This is a genomic window from Streptomyces sp. PL-29, assembly GCF_058344425.1.
Genome location: NZ_CP136996.1, coordinates 3,195,001 through 3,218,564, shown reverse-complemented (window position 1 = coordinate 3,218,564; position 23,564 = coordinate 3,195,001). Strand labels below are relative to the sequence as shown.

The following is a 23,564-nucleotide window of genomic DNA, read 5'->3' as shown; positions in this document are numbered from 1 at the left end:
GATGGCGTAGAGTTGTGTTCATCGACGCGGGGTGGAGCAGCTCGGTAGCTCGCTGGGCTCATAACCCAGAGGTCGCAGGTTCAAATCCTGTCCCCGCTACTCATAGCCGAAGGCCCGGCCCTCTTGGGGGTCGGGCCTTCGGCGCGTTCCCGGCCGCCGAAGGCTCGGCCCCTCCGCGTGTCCCACCGTCCTGACGGCCGCCGTAGGGCCGCCGCCATGCCGCTGCCGGGGGCGTGGCGGGCGGGCGGAGCAAAGATCCAATGTGACAGCGGGTAATGGAATCGCCGCTCTGTGCAAGCTGATTGACGGCCCATCATGGCGCTTTGGTGGCCGACGAGATGGCGTACTCGGCTGATTTTTGCCCGACTTGGCCGCTTTTTGAGCGAAAGGAGATGGCCAAAGCAAGCCAGGGCGTGGTCGATTGCCAGGAACGATCAAGCGCAACGGCTTGGAATCACTCCCCCACTTCTATTACCTTTCGATAACGCAGCGCGGTCGTCCCGGCCGTCGCAAGAGACGGCACCGTGCGCGTGCGTGTCCATGAGGAGTGTGCCCCGGTGGCCTCCAACTCGCCCGCTCCTGAAGGCATCGAGATCCAGGATCCGCCCACCGCGGGTGCCTGGGGCGAGTGGAACCCCACCGAGGACTCGGTCCGCCCGGTGAAGGGCAAGCACCGTGTCGCCAAGCAGCGCGGGGGACTCGCCCGCAGCTCCACCGTGCTCGGTGTCGGTGTCATCGCGGCCGTCGGTGCCAGCGGCATCGCCACCGCTCAGGACCGGCCTCAGGTCGCCATATCCGTGCCCTCCCTCCCCGACCTGCTGACCGGCGACGACGAGCGCCAGAGCGGCGGAGATTCCGGCGAGGACACCGCACGCGGTGGGACGGCGGGGGTCACCACCCAGCAGGCCGACCGCGGCGCGGACGCCGGCGAGGTACTGCGCAACCGCATCCTCCAGCAGGCCGAGTCGCAGTACGAGGCCGCCGAGGCCGAGGCGCGCGCGGAAGCCGAGCGCGTCGCCCGGGAAGCGGCGGCCCAGGAGGCCAAGGACAAGCTGGAGGCGGCCCGTCAGGCGGCCGAGGAGGCCAGGGCCGAGGCGGAGGCGAAGGCCGCGGAGGAGGCCGAGTCCGCGAGGAAGGCCGCCGAGGCGAAGGCCGCGCAGGAGCGCCGCGAGGCCTCGGCCGGGAGCTGGTCCCTGCCCACCTCCGCCTACACCCTCACCTCGCACTACGGAGTCTCCGGCTCCATGTGGTCCTCCGGCCACCACACCGGCCTCGACTTCGCGGCTCCCACCGGTACGCCCGTCAAGGCGGTCGGTGCCGGGAAGATCACCTCGGCCGGCTGGTCCGGGGCGTACGGATACCGGATCGTGCTGGAGCTCGAAGACGGTACGGAGGTCTGGTACTGCCATCTCTCCTCGATGTCGGTGACCTCGGGCCCGGTCGGCGCCGGAGACACCATCGGCCGGGTCGGGGCCACCGGAAACGTCACCGGACCCCATCTCCACCTGGAAGTACGCAAGGGCGGATCGACGACGGACCCGCTGGCCTGGCTGGAGTCCAAGGGCCTGAACGTCTGACGGACGGCTCCGCGCGCCGCGGCCCGGGCAACTGCTGCGGCCCGCACGGACCGGAGCGCGGCGGAAGCAGCTCCTCCATCGCCGCCGCCCGTGCCAGCGCGGGTCCCGCGGTCGCGCGGCTCCGCCACAGCCGCCGAAGCAGCTCTCCTTCCCGGCCCGCGAAGTCCGCCTCGCGCAGCGGCCCCCCGCGGCGCGCCCGGTGCCGCAGCAGCGCCAGGGCGAGAGCGTCCGCCTCGTACCGGGCCACCGCACGTCCGGCAGCCCGGCCCCCGCCGCGCCGTGCCAGCTCGCGGGCGAGCGACCGGGCCGGCACCGAGGCCAGGGCGGGCACTTCGGCGGGAGCCAGCCAGCCCGCGGCCGCGTACAGCGCGAGCTCCCCGGCCACGGCCCGCAGCCGGCTGCGCCGCATCCGCACGGCCAGCCACACCAGCAGCCCGAACAGCGGGACCATCACACAGCCGTAGACGACGTAGAAGCCGTGGTCGCCGAACTGCGAGGAGCCGTTCCACAGGGCGTGCGTCCCCATGGCGAGCGCCAGCCCGATCAGCGGCAGGCAGATCCTGCGCCAACGCTGCGCGCTGACCGCGGCCATGCCGAAACCCAGCCCGGTGAGCACCGTGAACAGCGGGTGTGCGAACGGCGACAGCAGGATCCGTACGAAGAAGGTCGCCGCGGTCACCGAGTCCAGGACGCCCGTCCCGTCGGCGAGGTCCTGCACGTAGGCGTTGCCGAGGTAGAGGATGTTCTCGGTGAAGGCGAAGCCGATGGCGGCGAAGCCGGCCACCACGAAACCATCGGCAGGGCCGGTGAAATGGCGTCTGCAGAACACGAACACCAGCACCACGGCAGCCGCCTTGGCGCTCTCCTCCACCACCGGGGCGATGGCGACCGAGCCGAGCCGGTCCGCTCCCGAGGGGTCGGCGGTCGCGGCGGCTATCCACCGGGTGGCGAAGTTGTTCGCCAGTATGGCGATCAGGGCGGCGGTGCAGGCGCCCCAGCCGAAGCAGAACAGCAGCTGGGACCAGGGCGCCGGCGCGGCCCGGCCCAGCCACCGGAAGGCCGCCATGAGCGCCGGCACCGGCAGCAGGGCCAGACCGAGGCCGACGAAGAAGCCCGGCGTGCCGGTCTGCTCCCGCACGAGTTCGAGGATGGCGACGCCGGTGGCGGCGAGCAGGACGAGGAGCACGCACGTGCGGAACGTGCCGGACGGACGACGCGCGAGAACGGGGCGGAGCGCTCGGAACACATCATGACCCTAGCGATCTGCTCGGACACGTGCGGTGACGTTGTCAGTTCTCCGTGCGACGGAAGAGCAAGTCGTGTACGACGTGCCCCTTGTCGAGGCCCTGCCCCTCGAAGCGGGTGAGCGGTCGGAAGTCGGGCCGCGGCGCGTAGCCGCCGTCGGGCTGGGTGTTCTCGAAGTCGGGGTGGGCCGTGAGGACTTCGAGCATCTGCTCGGCGTAGGGCTCCCAGTCGGTCGCGCAGTGCAGGACGCCCCCGGGTGCCAGGCGGGTGGCGGCCAGCGTGAGGAACTCGGGCTGGATCAGCCGCCGCTTGTGGTGGCGGGCCTTGGGCCACGGGTCCGGGAAGTACACGCGGATCCCGGCGAGCGCGTCGGGCGCCAGCATCTCGCGGAGCAGGATGATCGCGTCCCCGTTGGCGACGCGGACGTTGTCGAGGCCGCCCCGCTCGGCGAGGGCGAGGAGGTTGCCCTGGCCGGGGGTGTGCACGTCGGCGGCGAGGATGCCGGTGGCGGGGTCGGCCGCGGCCATCTGCGCCGTGGCCTCACCCATGCCGAAGCCGATCTCCAGGACGACCGGAAGGTCGCCGAAGAGCGTCGTGAGGTCGATGACCGAGTGGCCGTCGATGTCCAGGCCCCAGGTGCCCCAGAGCCGCTTGAGCGCCTCGCCCTGTCCGGTGGTGACCCGGCTGCGGCGGGGCTGGAAGCTCCGGATGCGCCGCTCGTGGTGCGAGCCGGCCGGGTCCGGCGCGGGGCCGTCGGGGAAGCGGGGCTCGGTGCGCCACTTCGGGGGCACGTACGAGTTCGCCTCCGGCGCGGCGTCGGCGGAGTAGTCGGCGACGGGGGCGTCCGGGACGGCGGGCGGCGTGGGGTTCAGGGACTCAGACACAATGCGCTGATTCTACGACGGGGGGTCGTGCCGGCGCCGCGCGAGCGGCGGGTGGGTCGGCTCCGGCGGCGGGGTGCCCCCGGCGGCGGGGTGCGCTCCGATCAGGCCGCTGAGAGGGTGCGGAGGGCTCGGGTGGCGATTTCGCGGCCGATCGGGAGGGAGGCCGTTGCGGCGGGTGAGGGGGCGTTGAGAACGTGGATCGTGCGCGGGGCGTCGCGGATCAGGAAGTCGTCCACCAGGGTGCCGTCCCGCAGGACGGCCTGTGCACGGACGCCGGCCGCGGCCGGGTGGAGATCCGCCGCGGTGACGGCCGGCAGGAGGCGCCGTACCGCCCGGGTGAAGGCCTGCTTCGACAGTGAGCGGTGGATCTCGCCCGTCCCGTACCGCCAGTGCCGGGAGGCCATCCGCCAGGCGCCCGGCCAGGCCAGCTCGTCGGCGACGTCCCGCGGGCGCACCGTCGACCAGTCGTAGCCCTCCCGGGCCAGCGCGGGGACCGCGTTGGGGCCGACGTGGACGCCTCCGCCGATGCCGCGGGTGAGGTGCACCCCGAGGAAGGGGAACGCCGGGTCGGGCACCGGGTAGACCAGGCCCCGGACCAGGCCGGGGCGGGCCAGGTCGTAGTACTCGCCCCGGAAGGGGATGATCCGCATGCCCGGGTCGTCGCCGGCCAGGCGGGCGATCCGGTCGCAGTGCAGGCCCGCGCAGTTCACCAGCATCCGGGCCCGGAAGACCAACCCGGACCTGGTGCGCACGGCGACCGCCGACGCGCGGCGCGAAACGAGGTCCACTTCGGCGCCGTAGACGATCTCCGCGCCGGAGGACTCCGCCAGCTGGGCGCTCACCCGGCCGTAGTCCACGATGCCGGTGCTGCCGACGTGGATCGCGGCCAGTCCCTGCACCTGCGGCTCGTACTCGGTGATCTGGGCCGGGCCCAGCTCGCGCACCGCAATGCCGTTCTCCCGGCCGCGCTGGACCAGGGCGTGCAGCCGGGGCAGTTCCTCGCGCTCGGTGGCGACGATCAGCTTCCCCGTCACCTCGTGCGGGATCCCGTGCTCCGCGCAGAACTTCACCATCTCGGCGGCGCCGCTCACCGCGAAGCGCGCCTTCAGCGAGCCCGGACGGTAGTAGATCCCACTGTGGATCACACCGCTGTTGCGTCCCGTCTGGTGCCGGGCCGGGCCCGGCTCCTTCTCCAGGACGACCACCCTCGTCCCCGGAGCCAGGCGCGACAAGGCATGCGCCGTCGACAGGCCGACGATTCCGCCGCCGATCACCAGCACATCGCAGTCCACGCCACCACCCATGCCGACACCTCCCACCCCTGCATACTGCACCCCCGCACCGACAGCGGGGCCACGCGGGTCTACGCCGGAGCCACCAGGAGGGGCCGGGCCCGCTCGCGCAGCTCCGCGACGCGCGGCTCGTCACCGTAGGGTTCCAGGCGGTGCAGCAGGTCCCGCACGTATTCGGTCGTGCGGGCCGAGGAGATCCGGCCCGCCACCTCCACCGCCTGGGTGCCCGCCGCGCACGCCGCGTCCAGATTGCCCGATTCCAGCTCCGCGACCGCGCTGACGACCAGCCGCAGTCCGTGGGATCGCACGTACTCCTCCGTGGGCCGGGACAGCGCCTGCTCGGTGAAGCGCCGGACCTGCCGGGGGAGTTTGAGGTCCCGATAGCATTCCGCCGCATCCGCGGCGAAACGGTCGTATGAGTAGAAGCCGAGCCAGATCGGATCGGGGTCGCCCTCGCGGGACCGCTCCAGCCAGCCCTCCGCGGCCCGCAGCGCCGCTCCGGCGGCCGTCGAATCGCCCGCTTTCGCGTGCGCCCGGGCCTCGACCAGCCGGAAGAAGCTCATCGTGCGCGCCGTGGCCAGGCCGCGGTTGCGCTCGACGGCGGCCTGCGCGAGGTCCACGCCCTCGTCCGGGAAGTCGCGGTAGGTCGCCTGGAGGGACATCGAGGCCAGTACGTATCCGCCGAGCGGTACGTCCGCGGCCGCGCGGGCCAGGCGCAGCGCCTGGATGTAGTACCGCTGGGCCGCTTCCTGCTGGCCGGTGTCGAAGGCCATCCACCCGGCCAGCCGGGTCAGTTCGGCGGTCGCGCCGAAGAGGGCGCGACCCACCTCGTCGGTGTACGAGCCCAGCAGCAGCGGGGTCGCGTCCACCCGTAGGCACTCGGGGACCATCGACGAACGCCAGTCGCCGCCGCCGTACTTGGAGTCCCAGCGGCGGGCGTCCTCGGCGGCCTCGCGCAGCTTGGCCACATCGCTGTGACCCACGCGCTGCACGTGGTCGCGCGGCGTTTCGGTTCCGGACTGCGCGGGCACAACGGTGGACGGCGGGCCTGCCGTCCGGCCTGCCGGAGCTGCCATCCGGCCCGTCGCCGGACCGGTCGTACGGCCTTCCGGGGAGGGTCGGGGAGCTGGCGCCGGTGCGTCCTGGGCCGGAGCGTCGTGAGTCGAGGAGGTCGCAGCCGCGGACGGGTGGCGTACCGGAGCCGCCGATCCGGCCGGACCCGCCGATCCGGCCTGGGTCGCCGGAGGTACCGGGGTCGCCGGACCTGTCGAGCCGGCCGGACCGGTCGAGGCCGCCGGCTCCCTCGCCACCGAGCTGTCGGCGGGAGATATCAGCCACCGCGACGCGGGCGTCGCATAGGCCGCCACGGAGAACGAGCCCGCGAGCGACTGCCAGATCCCGCCCCCGCCGCGCCGCCCTGCGAGGTCGAGCCGGTAGAGGTCGGTGGCCGAGCGCACGGCCGCTCCGACGTCGCGGGGGAAGGCCAGCCCCACTTCGGGCGCGGGGTCCGCGTCCGCCAGGCCGATCTCGTGCAGCGGCACCGGCCGCCCCAGTTTCGCGCCGATGGCGGCGGCGATCAGGTGCGGGGCCGCGCCCTGCGGCACCATGCCCTTCGACACCCACCGGGCCACCGAGGTCTTGTCGTACCGAAGCGTCAGGCCGCGCTGCGCGCCGAGGTCGTTGACGCGCCGGGCCAGCCCGGCGTTGCTGATGCCCGCGAGGGCGAGGACGGCGCCGAGCTTCTCATTGGGCTCGCGGAGCTCCCTGGACATGCGCCACCCCTCGTCACACGCGGAACGCACACAACGCATACGCCGCCGGGGCATAGGCGCCCGGCATTTCGTAAACCCAGCGTAGTTCCCCGCCTCCCAAGCGTTAAGGCCCTTACTTCCGTATGGCGGGATTGTTGTCCGTTTGCGCGGTCCGGCCCGGGGCAGGCGGCAGGGGCGCACGTTTCCCCGCGTGCTCCGCCTGTGTGGCCGTGCGCCCGCCCGTGCGCTCTGGCCGGTCCGCGGGCCCGGCGATTCGATGTGCGGTGCGTGGGTCGGTCCGCCGGGTGAACCGGGGTGGGCCGGGGGACGCCGCTACCTCAATCCCCGCGGGTGGCGGAACGGTCCGGGGGGCGGATCACGTCTCCCGGGCCGCGCCCGGGTGCCGGGCGCCGACCGCGCGCAACGACTCTCCGGGCGGCCCAAGAATGGCCGAAAGTGACCTATAGGGCGGTGGGAACGGAACGTCAAATACCGTGTGGCCGGGGCGTATTCGTTTGCTTGTGCGCCCCCTATAACCCCCTCTCGCACGCCTGTCCCGTGGCAGCATGGACCCGAGCCACCGGGGTCCCGCAGGCTGCGCGCTCAGCGCTGTCCGTGCTGCCCGTGCCCCGGTCATGTGCCCACAGGCTGGGGAGGCGGCGGTGCGCTGGTTGGTGGGGTGGAGCAGTATCGCCGCGAGCTTCGGCACGGCCGGCCGCGTCTCCGGCCAGGTTCCCGGCCACGGACCGGGCGGACACGGCGGCGCGCCCCTGGACGGCGGCATCGCCGACGCCGCCCACGCGGCCGACCCCGGTGCGGACGCGGAGCGCACCGTCCAGCCCGTCGGTGCCCAGCTGCTCTGGGGCGACCCCGACCCGCTCTGGGCCGTCGGCGACTGGCGCCCCGACGAGATCCGCATGGTCACCGCGGACCCCTCGGACCCCTTCACCCGGCTCGCCGTGCTCGGCTGCTGTGGCGCGACCGACGCCGAGCTGCGCAGGGCCCTCTACGCGGCCCGCGGCGGTGCGCTGCGCCACCTCACCCAGTGGTCCGGCAGCTACACCGCCGTGGTCCAGGCCGGCCGCCGCATCACCGTCGTCGGCGACCTCGCGGGCGCCCGGCCCGTCTTCTACACGCCCCTGGGCGAGCGGGACGGCCTACGCCACCGCCGCGCTCCCGCTCGCCGACCTCATCGAGGCCCAGCTCGACATCGGCCATCTCGCCGCCCTGCTGGCCTGTCCGGACAGCCCGGAGGCACTGGGCGACGGCACCCCGTACGCGGGCGTCCGCCGCATCCCGCCCGGGCACGCCCTCATCCTGCGCGAGGGCTCCCGCGAGATCACCGGCTACGAGCAGGTGGCCTCGCTCGCCGTGGCCGCGCCCGAGGCCGACGCCGACCGGGCGGTGGAGGGCGTACGGGAAGCGTTGGTGGATGCGGTGCGCGCCCGGCTCACGGCTCCGCGGCATGCTCCCGACACCCGGCCACCGTACGATCCCGGCCCCGTGCCCGGCATGGGACCGGCCGACCGGCGTGCTGCCCGCGGTGCCCCGGCCCCCGGGGTGGGCGCCGACCTGTCCGGCGGCAGCGCCTCCGCGACGCTCGCTCTCCTGGCGGCCGGTCTGCCGGGTGCCCCCGGCAGTCTCACCAGCCCTGCCGGGGCCCGGCTGCTCGCGGTCACCTTCAACGACCTGGCCACCCCACAGGGGCGCGAGGACGAACTGGAACGCGCCAGGGCCGTGGCGGCAGACCCGCGCCTGCACCACGTCGTGGTCGCCGCCGCGGCCGAGGCCCTGCCGTACACCGACCTGGACGGCCCGCTCACCGACGAACCCGGCCCCTCGCTGGTCTTCGCCGCCCGCGAGCGGCGCAGACTCGCCGCGGGAGCGGCCGACCACTTCACCGGCCACGGCGCCCGGCAGGTCCTCGACGCCCATCCGGCCCGCATGGCCGACCTCCTGATGGACCGCCGTCGGCGCCACCTGCTGCGCCCGGTGGCGGCGCTGGCCCGCTCCGCCTCGGCCGCCGGAGCGGCCGGGGAGTCCCTGCTGGTGCCGCTCACCGTGTACTCGGCGGCCCGCAGACTGGCCCGTACGACGTACCGCGCGGGCATGGAGGCCGCCGCGGCCAGGCTCCGCGAAGGCGGGGTCACCGAACGAGCCTCCGGCCCGGTGGACGCTTCCCTCGCGGCCCTGACCTGGTCCCGGCCGGGTCCGGCGGCGGGCTGGCTCACCGGGGAGGCGCTGGCGGAAGTATCGATCCGGCTGTCGGCCGCGGCCGGGCGGCCGCCGCTGTCGCTGCGGCCGGGAGAGGCGCGGGCGCGTTCCGCACTGGCCCGCCAGGCCGCCGACCACCGGGTCTTCGAGCAGGCCGTGGAGGTGCGCAGCCAGCGCCTGCACGCCCCCTTCCTCGACAACCAGGTCGTACGGGCTGCGCGTGCCCTGCCCGAATCCCTGCGCGTGCAGCCCGGCGCCCGGGCGGAGATCCTGCGCAGCGTCCTGTACTCGGCCGGCGTGCGCGAACTCCCGCCGGGCTGGGGCGCCACCGCGCACGCGCCGAACGAGACGGCGACCAGGCTGGGGCTGCGCGCCGCCCTGGGTGACCTGCTGGACCTCTTCGCCGCCCCGCTGCTCGCGGACGCCGGGCTGATCGAGGCCCGGGTCGTGCGCCAGGCCCTGCTCGACGCGGCCGACGGACGGCCGGTCCCGCTGGACGGGCTCGCGGAACTCGTTTCGATGGAGCTGTGGCTGCACCGGCTGCTGGCCCGGCGCGGCACCTGCTGGACGGGTACCTCGGCGGCCCGACGGAGGGCCGTGCCCGAGGGGGTTCCGGTGCACCGCCCGGCGCTCTCCTGACCGGGCCCTACCGGCTGACCGGACCCTACCGGCCCAGGACCAGGGCGGTCGCGATCGCCGGGCCGAAGGCGCCGCCCAGCTGGTAGCAGAGGGTGAACAGGCCGATGGCCGTGGGGCGCTGGGCGTCGGGGGCGCTCGACGCGGCCTGCACCGACAGCACGGCACTGGCGCCGGCCGCACCGAACACGCCGCCGAGGGTGGCCGCCAGGAGCAGCGGGCCCGAGCTCCCGAACACCGCGAGCACCACGGCCAGCGTGCCGACCGAGACCAGTACGGCGCGTACGGCCGTCCGGCCCATGCGCGCCGAGCCCGCCGCCAGCAGCCAGGAGAGCGCGGATCCGGTGAGCAGCGTCACGAGCTGACCGGTGCCGGCCGCGGTGACGTCCCAGCCCGCGCGGTCGGTGAGCAGCCGGGGCACGGCGAACAGCAGGGTGAAGTACGAGGTCGACAGCGCGCACGCGAGCAGAGCCGAGCCGAGGAAGAGGCGGCTGCGGACCAGGGCGGCCGGGACGAATCCGTCGGGCCGGCGCCGCATGTGGAGCGTGAGGAGCCCGGCGGCGATGGCCGCGGAGCCCAGGGCGGCGGCCGGCGCGTGGGGGAGCAGGACGAGGGCGGTGGCCAGCACGGCCAGCAGTGCGGCGCCGCGCGTGTCGAACCGACCCTGCGGGGCGGCGGCCGGGGCCTGCGCGTACCGACTCACCGCGGGCACCGCCAGGAGCGAGACCAGGGACACCGAGAGCGAGAGCCGCCACGACACGGTGTGGGAGAGCTGCGCGCCGAGCAGCGGGCCGGACGCGCCCAGCATGCCGAAGCCGGCGCTGATGACGCCCATGCGGCGGGCCGAGCCGGCCAGGCTCATCGCGGCCGCCACCAGGCCGGCGCCGCCCACGGCCTGGGCGGCTCGGCCGAGGAGGACCGCCGCCAGCCAGGGGGATGCGGCGACGAGGAGTGTGCCGCCGAGGAGGAGGGCGGTGGACAGCCGGAGGACCGGGGTGAGGCCCCGGCGGCGCAGCAGCCCGGCCAGCAGCGGGACGGAGACGGCCATGGCCCAGGCGAAGGCGGCGACGAGCCGGGCCGCGGTCGAGGTGTCCACCCCGAGGGAGGCGGCCATGTCCGGAAGGATCAGCACGGGGGCGTTGGCCGTGGCGGCCACGGGGGTGGCGAGCAGGGCGAGCCACAGCACGGGGACCGGGGCGGTGCCGGGGGCGGGCTTCGTGGCGGTGGCGGCGGTCGTGGCCGTAGTGGCGGTCGCTGCTGTGGTGGCCGTGGTGGCGTTGACGGGTTTGGGGGTCATGTGGCGCCGGCTCCGATCCGTCTCAAGGTTCAGAATCTCAACGTTGAGATATAAGCAGGGCCATCCTCTCAACGTCAAGTGTCTCAACGTTGAGATATTCTGGAGGTCGACAGACACGTCGACGGGCGCACGTCGACGGAAGAGGAGGCGGCATGAGCGACGCGGTGGACGCGATCATCGGCCAGTGGGCGCGGGAGCGTCCCGAGCTGGTACCGGGCCTGTGGCCGGTCGAGGTCCTGGCCCGGATCCAGCGGATGAACCGGATCCTCGACAAGCACCTCAAGGCCTTCGCGGCAGAACACGACCTGGAGGCGGGTGAGCTCGACATCCTCTTCACCCTCCGCCGCAGCGGCCCTCCGTACGCGCTCACCGCCGGAGCCCTCATCCCGGCCGCCATGGTGACCTCCGGGGCGATCACCAACCGCATCGACCGCATGGAGGCCAAGGGGCTGGTGGAACGGGTGCGGGACGGCCAGGACCGCCGTACCGTCCGGATCCGGCTGACCGAGCACAGCGTCGGCCTCACCGAGTCGCTGCTCGAAGACCACCTGCGCCGGTACGCCGAACTGCTCGCCCCCCTCGACGCCGCCACCTGCGCCACGGTCGCCGAGGCCCTGCGCACCCTCCTGGAGGCCGGCGGCGACACCTCGATCACCTGAGGCCGGGCCGCGCCGACGGTCACCACGCTCCCGGCGGCGCGACCGCCGGCGCGGGCCCGTCCCCGAATGGCGCCGCCACCCACCGCCCGGCCGGGCAGAATTGGCGGGTGCGGTACCTCATCCTCGGCGTCACCGAGGCACACGACGAGACCGGTGCCCCCCTTCCGATCGGCGGCGCCCGGCTGCGCGCACTCCTCGCCGCGCTCGCCCTACGCGCCGGCCGGACGGCCGCCGTCTCCGCACTCGTCGACGACGTCTGGGGCGAGGCCCCGCCCCTGGACGCCCCCGCCGCCCTCCAAGCGCTCGTCGCCCGCCTGCGCCGGGCCCTCGGCGGCCGGGACGCCGTCCACGCCGCCCCCACCGGCGGATACCGCCTCGCCGCCGCCCCCGACGACGTCGACCTCCACCGTTTCACCCGCCTTGCCGCCGAGGGCGACCGGGAGCTGGCCGCCGACCCGGAGGCCGCCGCCCGCACCCTGCGCACGGCCCTCTCCCTCTGGCGCGGCCCGGCCCTCGCAGACCTGGCCGAGCCCGCCCGTACCGCACACGCAGCCGCCCCCGAAGCCCGCCGCTCGGCCGCCCTGCGCCGCCGCATCGAGGCGGACCTGCGCAGCGGCGCCACCGCCCCGGAGCTGCTCCTGCCGGAGATCGAGGCGCTGGTCCACGAGAGCCCGTACGACGAACCGCTGCGCGCCCAGCAGCTGCGCGCCCTGCGAGCCGCCGGCCGCAACGCCGACGCCCTCGCCGCGTACGAACGCACGCGCCGCGCCCTCGCCGACGGCCTCGGTACCGACCCCGGACCCGAACTCACCGCCCTGCACGCGGAACTGCTCCGGCCCCAGCCGCCGCAGACGTCCCTGCCGTCACGGACTCCGCGACCGCCGGGGACCGCACCGGCACCGCTGAAAGCCCAGAGCTCCCAGAGCTCCCAGAGCTCCCAGAGCTCCCAGAGCTCCCAGAGCTCCCAGAGCTCCCAGAGCTCCCAGAGCTCCCAGAGCTCCCAGCACACCGAGAACGTCCAGCCCCCGCCCGGCCGGCCGCCGCAGCCGGCCGGCCCGCCGGCCCCGTCCACCCGCCCGGAGGCCCCGGGCCCGGCCTCGGTGCCGGCCTCGGTGCCGGCGCCGCGCGGCAATCTCCGTCCCCGTCTGAACTCCTTCGTCGGCCGCGAGCCCGAACTGGCCGCCCTCCGCGACGACCTGGCCCGGCTGCGCCTCATCACCCTCACCGGCCCCGGTGGTTCGGGAAAGACCCGCCTCGCCGAACACGCCGCCGCATCCCACCCCGAGCCCGGCTGGCTCGTCGAACTCGCCCGCCTCGACCACCCCGACGCCGTCCCCGGCGCCGTCCTGAGCGCCCTCGGTCTGCGCGAGAACTCCCTGGTCGCCCGCGAGACCCCGGCCCCGACGGCCGCCGCCGACCCCACGACCCGGCTCGTCGAGCACTGTGCGCACCGCCGTCTGCTGCTGGTGTTGGACAACTGTGAGCACGTTGTCGAAGCTGCTGCGGCGCTTGCTGAACGCCTCCTTACGCAGTGCCCTGGTGTTCAGGTCTTGGCCACCAGTCGCGAACCCCTCGGTGTGCCCGGGGAGATGGTCCGTCCGGTCGAACCGCTGCCCGACCCGATTGCGCTGCGGCTGCTGGGCGACCGTGGGGCGGCGGCCCGTGCCGGGTTTGCGGTGGAGGAGGATCCGGTCGCCGCTGCGGAGATCTGCCGTCGTCTCGATGGGCTGCCGTTGGCGATTGAGTTGGCGGCGGCGCGGCTGCGGCTGTTGACCCCGCGGCAGATCGCGGATCGGTTGGACGATCGGTTCCGGCTGTTGACTGGTGGTTCCCGTACGGTCCTGCCGCGTCAGCAGACCCTGCGTGCGGTCGTCGACTGGTCTTGGGACCTGCTGGACGAGGCCGAGCGCACGGTCCTGCGCCGGCTGTCGGTCTTCGCGGGCGGCTGTGACCTCGCTGCCGCCGAGGCCGTCTGCTCCGATCCGGCCGGGGACGGCGTCGCGGACGTCGCCGACACCCTCGGCTCCCTCGTCGACAAGTCCCTCGTGGTCGCCGCCCCCGCCCCCGACGGCACCGCCATGCGCTACCGCATGCTCGAAACCATCCACGAGTACGCCGCCGAACGCGCCGCCGCCCACCCGGCCGAGGCCCGAGCCACCGCCCGCCGCCACGCCGCCCACTTCCTCGCCTTCGCCGAGCGGGCCGAACCCCTGATCCGCACCGCCGCCCAGCTCCCGTGGATCCGGCTCGTGGAGACCGAACTCGACAACCTCCGTGCCGCCCTGCACACCACGACCGCCCACGAGGCCGACGCCGAAACCGCACAGCGGCTCGCCTGCGCCCTCGGCTGGTTCTGGTGGCTGCGCAACTACCGCGTCGAGGGAGCCGAGTGGACGACCCGGGTCCTCACCCTCACCCCGGGCCGAGCGCCCGAGGGAACGCCCGCGTACTGGCGCCGCATGCACCTCCAGGTCCTCGGCATGTTCCTGCTCGCGGACAGCGACTCCGCCAGGAAGTTCCGCACGCCCGAATACCGGGAGCTCGCCGTCCGAATCAGGACGGCCTTCCGCCGGGACTCCCCCGAGACCGCGGTCTTCCCGGGGATCCTCTGGCCCGCCACGTCCTTCCTCGTCGGCGACGCCGTCGACATCGGGACCGACCTCGACCGGTCCGTGGAGAACTGCCGCCGGCATGCGAGCGAATGGGAACTCGGCATCGTCCTCATGCTGCGCGCCCGAACCGCCATCGACATCACCGGAGGGCTGTCCACCGTCGACGCCGACCTCGCCGAACTCCACGGCATCGCCCGGCGCGTCGGGGACCGCTGGACCCGCGCCCAGGTCGCCGGCGCCGCTGGGGAGATCGCCTTCTCGCGCGGCCGGTACGCCGAGGCCCGCACCGAGTTCGAGGAGTGCCTGCGCCTCGCCCGCGAGGTCGGGGACCACGGCGAGGTGCCTTTCGCCATCGCCCGGATCGCCGAGGCCGCCTACAGCGCGGGCGACCTCGACGACGCCGAGCGGCTCCTGGCCGAGGCCGGGGAGGAGACCGACCGGCACGGCGGCGCGCAGGATGTCAGTGCCTACGCCCGGTTCCTCGCGGCCCACCTCGCCCTCCAGCGGGGGGACGCCGTCCGAGCCAGAACGGAGTGCGAGCTCGCCCGCGTCCAGACCGAACGGATCACCGTGCCGGCCCAGCTCACCGCCGGGCTGGACACCGTCGACGCCCTCCTCACCGCACGCGAACACGGGCCGGAGGCCGCACTGGCTCTGATCGGACCCGCTCTGCACGCCGCCGTCACAGGGCGCTGCGCCGAGCGCGTCCTGGCCGGCGTCGCGGAGGCGGCTGCCCGGTTCCTGGCCGACGCCGACCGTCCCGCCGAGGCCGTACGGGCCCTCGCGGCGGCCACCGCCTGGCGCGCGGGCCTGCCCCGCTCGGTCCCCGAGGAAACCGTCGTGGACGGCCTCCCGGAGCGCACCCGGGCGCTGCTCGGCCCCGACCGCTGGGCGCGGGAGGAGGCGGCGGGCGCCGTGCTCACCCCGGCCGGGCTCGTCACCGCGCTCACCGCCGGCTGATCACCTGCCGCTGATCACGGACAGGCGTTCAGCGGCAGGTGATCACCGCGTCGGCCCAGCTCGCCAGCGTCGGCAGCCGGCCCGGGCCGGCCCGCTCCACCACCAGCCGCAGCGACGTGCGCCCTTCGAGGGAGACCTGGACGGCCGCGGGCGGATCCTCGTACCCGAGGGCCCCGGACTGCCACAGCCGCTGCCCGTCGGCGTAGACGGAGAAGCGCAGCGACCCGTCGGTGAGCAGCGACAGGCCGTCCACTCCGGCCCAGGCCGAGAGGCCGGTGCACTGCCGGTTGAGGGCGATCTCCACAGAGGAACGCGAGTTCACGGTGATGCCCTGCGCGAACCGCCGGTCGCCCACCCGCAGCCCCCACCGCTGCCACACCCAGCTGCTGTGCCAGGTCTGCAGCTCCGGGCCGCTGTGGTCGCCCCGCACCGAGTAGGGGAGGGCCGCCAGCCGGAACGACTGCGGCGGCTTCGGGACCGGCGCCGGGGTCGTCGGCGTCGGCGCGGGCGTGCTCGGGGACGGCGCGGGCGCGGGCTTCTCCCGGCTGGGGGAGGGCGACGGAGACACCGAGGGCGCCGCCGGGGACGGGGAGGCCGAGGCCGATGGTGCCAGCTTGCGAGACGGGGGTACGGAGGCCCGCGCGGGCTGCGGCTCCGGCTCCGGCGGGCTCGGCTCCGCCGAGGGCGACGGGGAGGCGGGTGCCCTGGGGACGGCGGGTGCCGCCACGCTCGGCGCCGGCTTCACCCGTGCCTGGGGCTCGGGCTCATCCCCGGCCAGCGCGAACACCACCCCTGCTGCAGTGGCGACCGCGATACCGGCGGCGAGGGCGGCCTTGGCCGGCAGCCCGAGTCCCTCGGCCGCCAGCGCACCCCCGGCCGCGGATCCGGAACCACCGGCTCCGGCCCCGCCGGCAGCGCCCCCTGCGGCCCCCGCCCCGGAACCGGCCGTACCTCCCGCAGCCCCGCCGGCCCCGGCCGCCGTACTGCCCGCGGCGGCCGCCGCGGCCCCGGCCCCGCCCGCGGCGACGGCCCCACCGGCCATCACCCCGGCCGCCTTGGCCGCGTACCCGGCGGCGAACCAACCGATGACCGCAACCGGAAGCAGCGCCGGAATCCCCGCGTTGACGTCCTTGAGCTCCCCGGCGGCCAGCCGGCACTTCACGCACTGCTCCAGGTGCTTGCGCAGCCCCCGCTCCGCCCGCATCCGCAGCCCACCCCGCGCGTAGGCGCCCAGCCGGTCCGCGTACCGCGCGCAGTCGCCGCCTTCGCTCAGCGCCGAGCTCACATGGGCCTGCAGGTAGGCCTGCTTGAGGCCTTCGCGGGCGCGACTGGCCAGCACCGCCGTCGCGTTGGCGCTCAGCCCGAACAGCGGGGCGATCGCACTCGGCGACGCCTCTTCGACGGTGGTGTGCCACAGCACGGCCTGCCACCGCTCGGGCAGGCTCCGGAAGGCCTGCATGGCCAGCGACTGATCGGCCACCCGCATGGCCCGCACGTCGGCGCCCAGTTCGAGGGTGTCGTCCCCCGAGAGCCCGGACATCCCGGCGCCGCTCTCGGTACGCGTGGCCGCCTGCTCCGCGAAGACGGCGAAGTCCTCGACGAGGTGCTCCCGCTTGGCCGTCTTGGCCCAGGTCGCCGCGACCCTGCGTACGGTGGTGAGCAGATAGGCCCGCACCGACTGGTCCGGCCCGGCCCCGCCCCGTACCGCCTGCAGGGTTCGTGCGAACACCTCGGCGGTCAGGTCGTCCGCGGTGTGCTGGTCCCGGCAGCAGGACCGCGCGTAGCGGCGTACGGCGTCGGCGTGGCGGCGGAACAGCTCCGCGTACGCGCCGTCGTCACCGGCTCGCATCCGGGCGATCAAGTCCCCGTCGGACGGCGGCAGCTCACCCCCGGAGCCGACCGGACCCGAGGGACCCGACGAACGTGCGCGCCGCCCGCCCGGTTCGCGCTGCGCAGGCACCTGCCGGGCGGGGAGGCTGCCCAGCTCGGTCTCGCCGCCGGCGCCACCGGACGACTCTTCACGCCCGTCAATGCTCATCGCGGAAGCCCCCGCACGACACGCTCAACCGGTACACCGATTAAGCGTGTCACATGGCGGACACGCGTCGAACCCCTCCGGGCGCCATCCACCCGTCCGGGAAGGTTTCGACACATCACCGAACACGCCGCCGCGCGTGCCGACGAACCATCGGCACCCGGATGTCCGTCCGGCACCGACCCCGTACCGGCCCGGCACCGACCCGTCACCGGCCCGGCGCCGGCCCACCGGGATCACGCAGTCCGGGAACGCAGCCCTTCGAGCAGGATGTCGAGCAGCCGGGTCGAAGCCGCCGCCTGCTGCGCCGGGTCGGGCAGCGCGGGCGCCGCCGTCGCTATCACCAGCAGCACATCGGCCACCGTGACGTCACCACGCAGCTCACCGGCCTCCCGCGCCCGGTGCACCAGCCGGCCGACGACCTCCAGCAGCGCACCCGCACCCGCGTCGTCCGAAGGCTCGTCGTCAGAGGCGCTCCGCGCCGCTCCCACGACCCGCAGGCCGGGAGTCCCGGCCGCCTCTGCCGCCTGGCGCTGGTGCGGAACCCGCACCTCCTCCGCCTCCCCGGCCGCCTCCTCGGCGGTCGAGCCGACGCGCAGCACCTGAGGCGGCAGCAGCCGCCCGGCGCCCGAGGCCACGGAGGTGCGCAGGAAACGCGACAGCGCCTGCCACGGCTCCTCCTCCTGGCCCAGTGCCGTCTTGGCCTGCTCGGTCAGCCGGGCGGTCTCCTCCTCGGCTATCCGCCGCACCAGGACGTCCTTGCTCGGGAACCGCCGGTACACGGTTCCGACACCGACCCGCGCACGGCGTGCCACGTCCTCCATCGGAGCTCCGTAGCCGAGCTCGCCGAAGACTTCGCGGGCCGCGCGCAGCACGTGCTCCAAGTTGCGCTGGGCGTCGACGCGCAGCGGCGTGGACCTGCCCACACCGTGCGTGGTCGCGCTGGTCAGTGCGCGACCGCCGCCCTCGACCGAGAGAGCGGTCGCAGAACCATGGAAATCGGAAATGTTCATATGTATCCCCCGGTAATCATTTGTCTCCCCCCGGAGACACTCCCCGCCTTCACGCCGAGGGGGGCCACGGTCTCAGGCCCGGTCCTCGACGAGATACGAACATAGTTGAGCCAGAGTCAATTCAGAAGAGGCAGCCCCGGACGGACCACCGCCCGATCGGAGCATTCACCCCCACTTTTCCCTTCCATGCCCTCGGAACCTCCCTCTCCGCCCGCCCTGACCTGCGAAGTTCCGCCACCTCCAGAGGTCCTCCTCCGCCCCGCCCCAGGACCACCACCGGTCACACAATGTGCCGGGCCTGTGGACAAACTCCCGGCCACGTTGCGTCATGGGATGGTGAAGGCTGCTAACTCCCGGGGCGCGGCCCCCGGTACCCCGCCCCGCACGCGCATCCTGATCGTCGGCGGCGGCTACGTCGGCATGTACACGGCGCTTCGGCTCCAGCGAAAGCTCAGAGCGGGAGAAGCCGAGGTCACGGTGGTCACGCCCGAGCCGTACATGACCTATCAGCCCTTCCTCCCGGAAGCGGCAGCGGGCGCGATCTCCCCGCGTCACGTCGTGGTCCCCCTGCGCCGCGTCCTCGGCAAGTGCCGCATCGTCATTGGACAGGCCACGAGCATCGACCACGCCAAACGGACCGCGACCGTCAACACCCTCGCCACCGCCGACGAGGGCGTCGGCCCCATCGAGATCGAGTACGACGAGCTCGTCCTCGCCCCCGGCTCCGTCTCCCGCACCCTCCCCGTGCCCGGCCTCGCCGACTACGGCATCGGCTTCAAGACCGTGGAAGAGGCCATCGGCCTGCGCAATCACGTCATCGAGCAAATGGACATCGCCTCCTCCACCCGAGACCCCGCCATCCGCGACGCCGCCCTCACCTTCGTCTTCGTCGGCGGCGGCTTCGCGGGCGTCGAAGCCCTCGGCGAGCTGGAGGACATGGCCCGGTACGCGGCGCGGTACTACCACAACATCAAGCCCGAGGACATGAAGTGGGTCCTCGTCGAGGCCAGCGACCGCATCCTCCCCGAGGTCGGCCTCGAGATGGGCGTCTACACGGTCCGCGAACTGCGCAGCCGCAACATCGACGTCCGTCTGGAGACCCGGCTCGAATCCTGCGAGGGCCGCGTCGCCGTCCTCAGCGACGGCGCCCGCTTCCCCACCCGCACCATCGTCTGGACCGCCGGCGTCAAACCCCACCCGGTCCTGGCCGCGACCGACCTCCCCAAGAACGAACGCGGCCGTCTCGTCTGCACCTCCTTCCTCACCGTCGAAGGAGTCGAGCACGCCTGGGCCGCGGGCGACGCCGCCGCCGTCCCCGACATCACCGCCCCGCCGGACGCCGAGGGCCCCCGCCGCGAGTGCGCCCCCAACGCCCAGCACGCCGTCCGCCAGGCCAAGGTCCTCGCCGACAACCTCCTCGCCGCCTTGCGCGGCGAGGTCCTGACCGAATACGCCCACAAATACGCCGGCTCGGTCGCCTCCCTCGGCCTCCACAAGGGCGTCGCCCACATCTACGGACGCAAGCTGAAGCGCTACCCGGCCTGGTTCATGCACCGCGCATACCACCTCAGCCGCGTCCCGAGCTTCAACCGGAAAATGCGCGTACTTGCCGAATGGACCCTCTCCGGCCTCTTCAAGCGTGAGATCGTCTCCCTTGGCTCACTCGAACACCCCAGGGCAGAATTCGAACTGGCCGCAGGCGGCGGCCCCAAGTCACCTCCCCGCCCCTCGCCCCCAACCCCCCGAAGAACGGCCAGGGCTGACGTTGTCAGTGCGGTCGGCCACACTGGACGTGTGACCATAGGTGTGCTCACACCTGCACAGAGTGACAACGTCCCGTCAGCGACCGCCCACGAGCGACACAGCGACCACTCGCGACACCACGAGGCTTGAACGCAGTGAACTTCACGCGCTGGAGCGCCCGGTTCCCCGGAACACAGCGCCGCGCCGCCGCCCGGACCGAACACGCCGCAGCCCAGGCCAAGCGGGGCGAAGGCGCGGTCCCGGCAGCCCGCGGCGGCCGCCCCGACCCCGGAGCGGAGCGGTCCGCGCCCGCCACCGACGGCCACCCGGCGGACCCCACGGTCTCCGGCACAGGAACGGCGACCGGGACGGCCAAGGGCAGCACCGGACCGGGCACCGGCACGACCCCGGCCCGGCGGACCGGCGCCCTCACCGCCGTGCCCTCCCTCGACGAGCTCCCCGCCCGCGAGGTCCTCGCCCGGCTCCCCGCCCTGGTCGCCCTCGTCCACGGCCCCGAACACCGCGTCGCCTACGTCAACGACGCCTACACCGCGGGCTTCGGCACCCGCGTCCCCGGCGCCCCCGCCCACGAGGCCCTCCCCGAACTCGGAGAGCTCGGCCTCCTCCCGCTCCTCGACCAAGTCCAGCGCAGCGGCAAGCCCCGCACCGCCAAGAACCGCTCCGCACCGGGCGGCGGCAACTCGTACACCGTCACCTGCACGCCCGTCGAGTTCCCCCGCACCGGGACGGAGACCGGGAGCGTGCCCGAATCGGAAGCCCACGACAGCGGCGTCATGATCCACCTCGCCGACGTCACGGACCACGCCGAGGCCGTCGAGCGCCTGCGCGCCAGCGAACGCCGCCAGCGCGAAGCCGCCGTCACCCTCCAGCGCTCCCTGCTCCCGCAGGAGCTGGAACAGCCCGACGACCTGCGCATCGCCGCCACCTACCAGCCCGGCGGCACCGAGGCCGCCGTCGGCGGCGACTGGTACGACGTCATCACCCTCGGCGCCGGACGCACCGCCCTCGTCATCGGCGACGTCATGGGCCGCGGCGTCCGCGCCGCCGCCGTCATGGGCCAGCTGCGCACCGCCGTCCGCGCCTACGCCCGTCTCGACCTGCCCCCGCACGAGGTGCTCCAGCTCCTCGACGGACTCGCCGCCGAGATCGACGCGAGCCAGATCGCCACCTGCGTGTACGCCGTCCACGACCCCAGTGAGGGCCGGCTCGCGTATGCCTCCGCCGGACACCTCCCGATCCTCGTCCGCGACGAGCACGGCACCGTGCGCAGAGCCGCAGACCCCACCGGCCCGCCGCTCGGCACCGGCGGCTGGCTGCACACCTCCGGCACCATCCCGCTCGGCCCCGGCTCCACCGCGGTCCTCTACACCGACGGCCTGGTCGAACGCCGCGGAGAGGACATCGACGAGGGCGTCGCCGCGCTCGAACGCGCTCTCGCCGGAGCCCAGGGCACCCCCACCGTCATCTGCGACCGCCTCATGCGCGCCCTCGGGGTGGACGCCGACCACGACGACGACGTCGCCGTGATGGTGCTCCAGCAGCCCGCGCGCAACGGCGCGGACGCCGAGCTCTTCCACAACGCCGCCCTGGAACTCCTGGGTGGCATCGAGGCAGCCCCGCGCGCCCGGGCCTTCGCCCAAGGAGTCCTCGCCTCCTGGCGCTTCCCCGTCGAGCTGTGCGACCTCGGGGTCCTCGCGGCGAGCGAACTCGTCGCGAACTCCCTCCAGCACGGCACCCCGCCCATGCACCTCCGGCTGCGCCGTACCGACCGCCGGCTGATCATCGAGGTCACCGACGGCGACGACCACCTCCCGCGCCGCCGCCGCGCCGAACCAGCCGACGAGACCGGCCGCGGCATCTCGATCGTCGCGACCATCGCCTCCTCCTGGGGCTCCCGCCGCACCCCGGGCGGCGGCAAAGCCGTCTGGTGCGAGTTCGCCCTGCCGGACAAGTAGCCCGAGCACCCGGACACGCCGAAGGCCCGGGTCCGCGCAGACCCGGGCCTTTCGCCTGCGCACCTACCGCCGCGCCTCCGCGTGCACGGGCTGCGCGGACTCCTTGACCGCGGCGGCCGGACCGCCCTGCGCGACGATCCTGCTCGCCAGCACGGGGTTGTCCTGCATCGGCGTGAGGCCCTTGCCCAGTCGCAGCGCCAGGCCGGCGATCCCGAGCGACACGAGTACGAAGACCGCGATGTACAGCATCGGAACACCCGCACCCAGCGGCACCCCGAGCGGCCCCAAGGCCAGCGCCATCTGCTTGACCAGCGCGAACGCCGAGTTGTACTGCCCCACCGAGCCCTCGGGCGCCAAGTCGGCGACCAGCGGGGCCAGCGTCGGCGACAGCATGGCCTCACCGATACCGAAGAGCGCGTACGTGGTGATGAACGCGGCGGCGGCCATCATCGCGCTGCCATGTCCCAGCCCCGAGAACCCGGCGATCAGCCATGCCCCCGTCCAGATCAGCCCGACGAGCGCGATCACCCGCGACCGGCGGCGCTTCTCGACCAGCTTCAGCACGACGAACTGCGCGAGGACGATCGCACCGGTGTTGGCGGCCAGGGCGAAACCGAGTGTGGAGGGGGAGATCCCGGCTGCCTCCGTACCGAAGGCGGCGAGACCCGACTCGAACTGCCCGTAGCAGGCGAAGAACACCACGAAGCCCAGCACGCACAGCTGCACCATGGTCTTGTGGCGCAGCAGCCGCTTCCAACCACTGCCACCGGCCTGTGCCGGGTCCTTCGGCACGGCGTCCTTGATGGCCGGCACCTGCGGCAGCCGCACGGTGGCGACGACGCCCGCCAGCACCAGGAACATCACGGCCTCGATACCGAACAGCAGGGTGAAGCTCCCCGGCCGGCTCTCGTCGACGATCTGACCGCCGAGGAGACCGCCGATGCCGAGCCCCAGGTTCTGCATGAAGAACTGGAGGGCGAAGGCACGGGTACGGGTGGACGGCGTGGAACACCACACGATCATCGTGGCCAGGGCCGGCTGCATCACGGCCTGACCGGCGCCGAGGGCCAGCGCGGACAGCAGGATGGGCACGACTCCCGTGGCGAGGCCGAGCGCGAGCGCACCCGCCGAGGCGGCCACGGCCGCACCCATGACCACGGGCACCGGACCACGTCGGTCGATGATCCGACCGGTGAAGGGCAGCGCGACAAGGGCGCCCAGGGCGAAGGCCACGAACGCGCTCGTGGCAGCCATGGAGCCCAGACCTCGCACCTGCGCCACGTAGATGTAGAGGAACGGAACCGTGAAGCCGATGCCGAACGCCGTCAGCGCGTTCCCGGCCTGGATCCGCCGCATCGCGGCGCCCATCACCTTGGTCACTTCTCACCTGCCTTGATAACTGAAGACTGAAGACTTCATACCTAAAGTTCGATCCTTAACAGTACACACCGAAGGAGTTAGACGCCAACGCGTTCGTGCCATACTTCGATGCATGGGTGACACCCCCGACGGCACGACGTCCGTCCCCGAGCCGAGCCTCGACGAGCAGATCGCCGTCTACCAGCGCGAGTTCCAGGACCTCGACCCGCAGGTCGAGAAGGTCGTCTCGGCGCTGAGCCGCCTGAACCGCCGCATGAACGTCGCGTACGGGCGCCAGACCGCCGCCCTGG

General features: G+C 73.9%; 14 protein-coding genes, 1 tRNA gene and 1 pseudogene (1 of these 16 running past the window's edge). 8 read left to right on the top strand and 8 right to left on the bottom strand.

Annotated elements, in window-relative coordinates; all coding sequences use genetic code 11:
- The first annotated feature begins 25 nt into the window (after window positions 1–25).
- Both R4Z63_RS14635 and R4Z63_RS14630 read left to right on the top strand, forming a co-directional pair.
- Window positions 26–99, top strand: a tRNA-Met gene (locus tag R4Z63_RS14635).
- Window positions 100–557: 458 nt separating this feature from the next.
- Window positions 558–1,577, top strand: coding sequence for a M23 family metallopeptidase (locus tag R4Z63_RS14630; RefSeq protein WP_037920083.1), 1,020 nt, complete (start codon window positions 558–560; stop codon window positions 1,575–1,577).
- Here R4Z63_RS14630 and R4Z63_RS14625 read toward each other — a convergent pair.
- From R4Z63_RS14625 to R4Z63_RS14610, 4 genes are all read right to left on the bottom strand, one after another.
- On the bottom strand, window positions 1,486–2,823 hold the full coding sequence (locus R4Z63_RS14625; protein ID WP_384445641.1) for a PrsW family intramembrane metalloprotease: 1,338 nt from the start codon (window positions 2,821–2,823) through the stop codon (window positions 1,486–1,488). The genes R4Z63_RS14630 and R4Z63_RS14625 overlap by 92 nt on opposite strands.
- A gap of 43 nt (window positions 2,824–2,866) precedes the next feature.
- Window positions 2,867–3,706: a tRNA (guanosine(46)-N7)-methyltransferase TrmB gene (gene trmB / locus R4Z63_RS14620; protein ID WP_037920080.1), complete on the bottom strand. Its 840-nt coding sequence runs from the start codon at window positions 3,704–3,706 to the stop codon at window positions 2,867–2,869.
- Window positions 3,707–3,807: 101 nt separating this feature from the next.
- Window positions 3,808–5,010 carry an L-2-hydroxyglutarate oxidase gene (gene lhgO, locus R4Z63_RS14615; RefSeq protein WP_384445639.1) on the bottom strand — a complete coding sequence of 401 codons (1,203 nt, stop codon included), beginning with the start codon at window positions 5,008–5,010 and terminating at the stop codon, window positions 3,808–3,810.
- Window positions 5,011–5,069: 59 nt separating this feature from the next.
- Entirely contained in the window at window positions 5,070–6,770 is a 1,701-nt protein-coding gene (locus R4Z63_RS14610) for an NsdA family TPR-like regulatory protein (RefSeq protein ID WP_384445637.1), read from the bottom strand.
- A 641-nt stretch (window positions 6,771–7,411) separates the two neighbouring features.
- Between R4Z63_RS14610 and R4Z63_RS14605 the strand changes: the two are divergent.
- Window positions 7,412–9,602 (top strand): annotated as a pseudogene (locus tag R4Z63_RS14605) (asparagine synthase-related protein).
- Window positions 9,603–9,627: 25 nt separating this feature from the next.
- On the opposite strand, the gene R4Z63_RS14600 reads toward R4Z63_RS14605, so the two are convergent.
- Window positions 9,628–10,896 carry an MFS transporter gene (locus tag R4Z63_RS14600; protein ID WP_384445635.1) on the bottom strand — a complete coding sequence of 423 codons (1,269 nt, stop codon included), beginning with the start codon at window positions 10,894–10,896 and terminating at the stop codon, window positions 9,628–9,630.
- Between the two features lie 152 nt (window positions 10,897–11,048).
- Here R4Z63_RS14600 and R4Z63_RS14595 point away from each other — a divergent pair, with 152 nt between their 5' ends.
- Window positions 11,049–11,555: a MarR family winged helix-turn-helix transcriptional regulator gene (locus R4Z63_RS14595; RefSeq protein WP_037920073.1), complete on the top strand. Its 507-nt coding sequence runs from the start codon at window positions 11,049–11,051 to the stop codon at window positions 11,553–11,555.
- 107 nt (window positions 11,556–11,662) lie between these two features.
- Window positions 11,663–15,127: an AfsR/SARP family transcriptional regulator gene (locus R4Z63_RS14590; RefSeq protein ID WP_384445633.1), complete on the top strand. Its 3,465-nt coding sequence runs from the start codon at window positions 11,663–11,665 to the stop codon at window positions 15,125–15,127.
- 28 nt (window positions 15,128–15,155) lie between these two features.
- On the opposite strand, the gene R4Z63_RS14585 is transcribed toward R4Z63_RS14590, so the two are convergent.
- Entirely contained in the window at window positions 15,156–17,165 is a 2,010-nt protein-coding gene (locus R4Z63_RS14585; protein WP_384445631.1) for a sigma-70 family RNA polymerase sigma factor, read from the bottom strand.
- 233 nt (window positions 17,166–17,398) lie between these two features.
- A complete protein-coding gene (locus R4Z63_RS14580) occupies window positions 17,399–18,175 on the bottom strand; it encodes a TetR/AcrR family transcriptional regulator (protein ID WP_037920070.1) in 777 nt (258 codons plus the stop codon).
- A gap of 333 nt (window positions 18,176–18,508) precedes the next feature.
- On the opposite strand from R4Z63_RS14580, the gene R4Z63_RS14575 reads away from it, so the two are divergent.
- Entirely contained in the window at window positions 18,509–20,068 is a 1,560-nt protein-coding gene (locus R4Z63_RS14575) for an NAD(P)/FAD-dependent oxidoreductase (protein ID WP_491522551.1), read from the top strand.
- A gap of 5 nt (window positions 20,069–20,073) precedes the next feature.
- Window positions 20,074–21,894, top strand: a complete 1,821-nt coding sequence (locus tag R4Z63_RS14570; RefSeq protein WP_384445854.1) for an ATP-binding SpoIIE family protein phosphatase — start codon at window positions 20,074–20,076, stop codon at window positions 21,892–21,894.
- Between the two features lie 63 nt (window positions 21,895–21,957).
- Here R4Z63_RS14570 and R4Z63_RS14565 read toward each other — a convergent pair whose 3' ends face one another.
- Entirely contained in the window at window positions 21,958–23,262 is a 1,305-nt protein-coding gene (locus R4Z63_RS14565) for an MFS transporter (RefSeq protein WP_384445852.1), read from the bottom strand.
- Between the two features lie 124 nt (window positions 23,263–23,386).
- Here R4Z63_RS14565 and R4Z63_RS14560 point away from each other — a divergent pair, with 124 nt between their 5' ends.
- Window positions 23,387–23,564 carry the 5' portion of a MarR family winged helix-turn-helix transcriptional regulator gene (locus R4Z63_RS14560; RefSeq protein WP_384445628.1) on the top strand. It continues 359 nt past the right edge of the window, so 178 of the gene's 537 nt are visible here — the first part of the coding sequence; it begins with the start codon at window positions 23,387–23,389; the stop codon falls past the right edge of the window.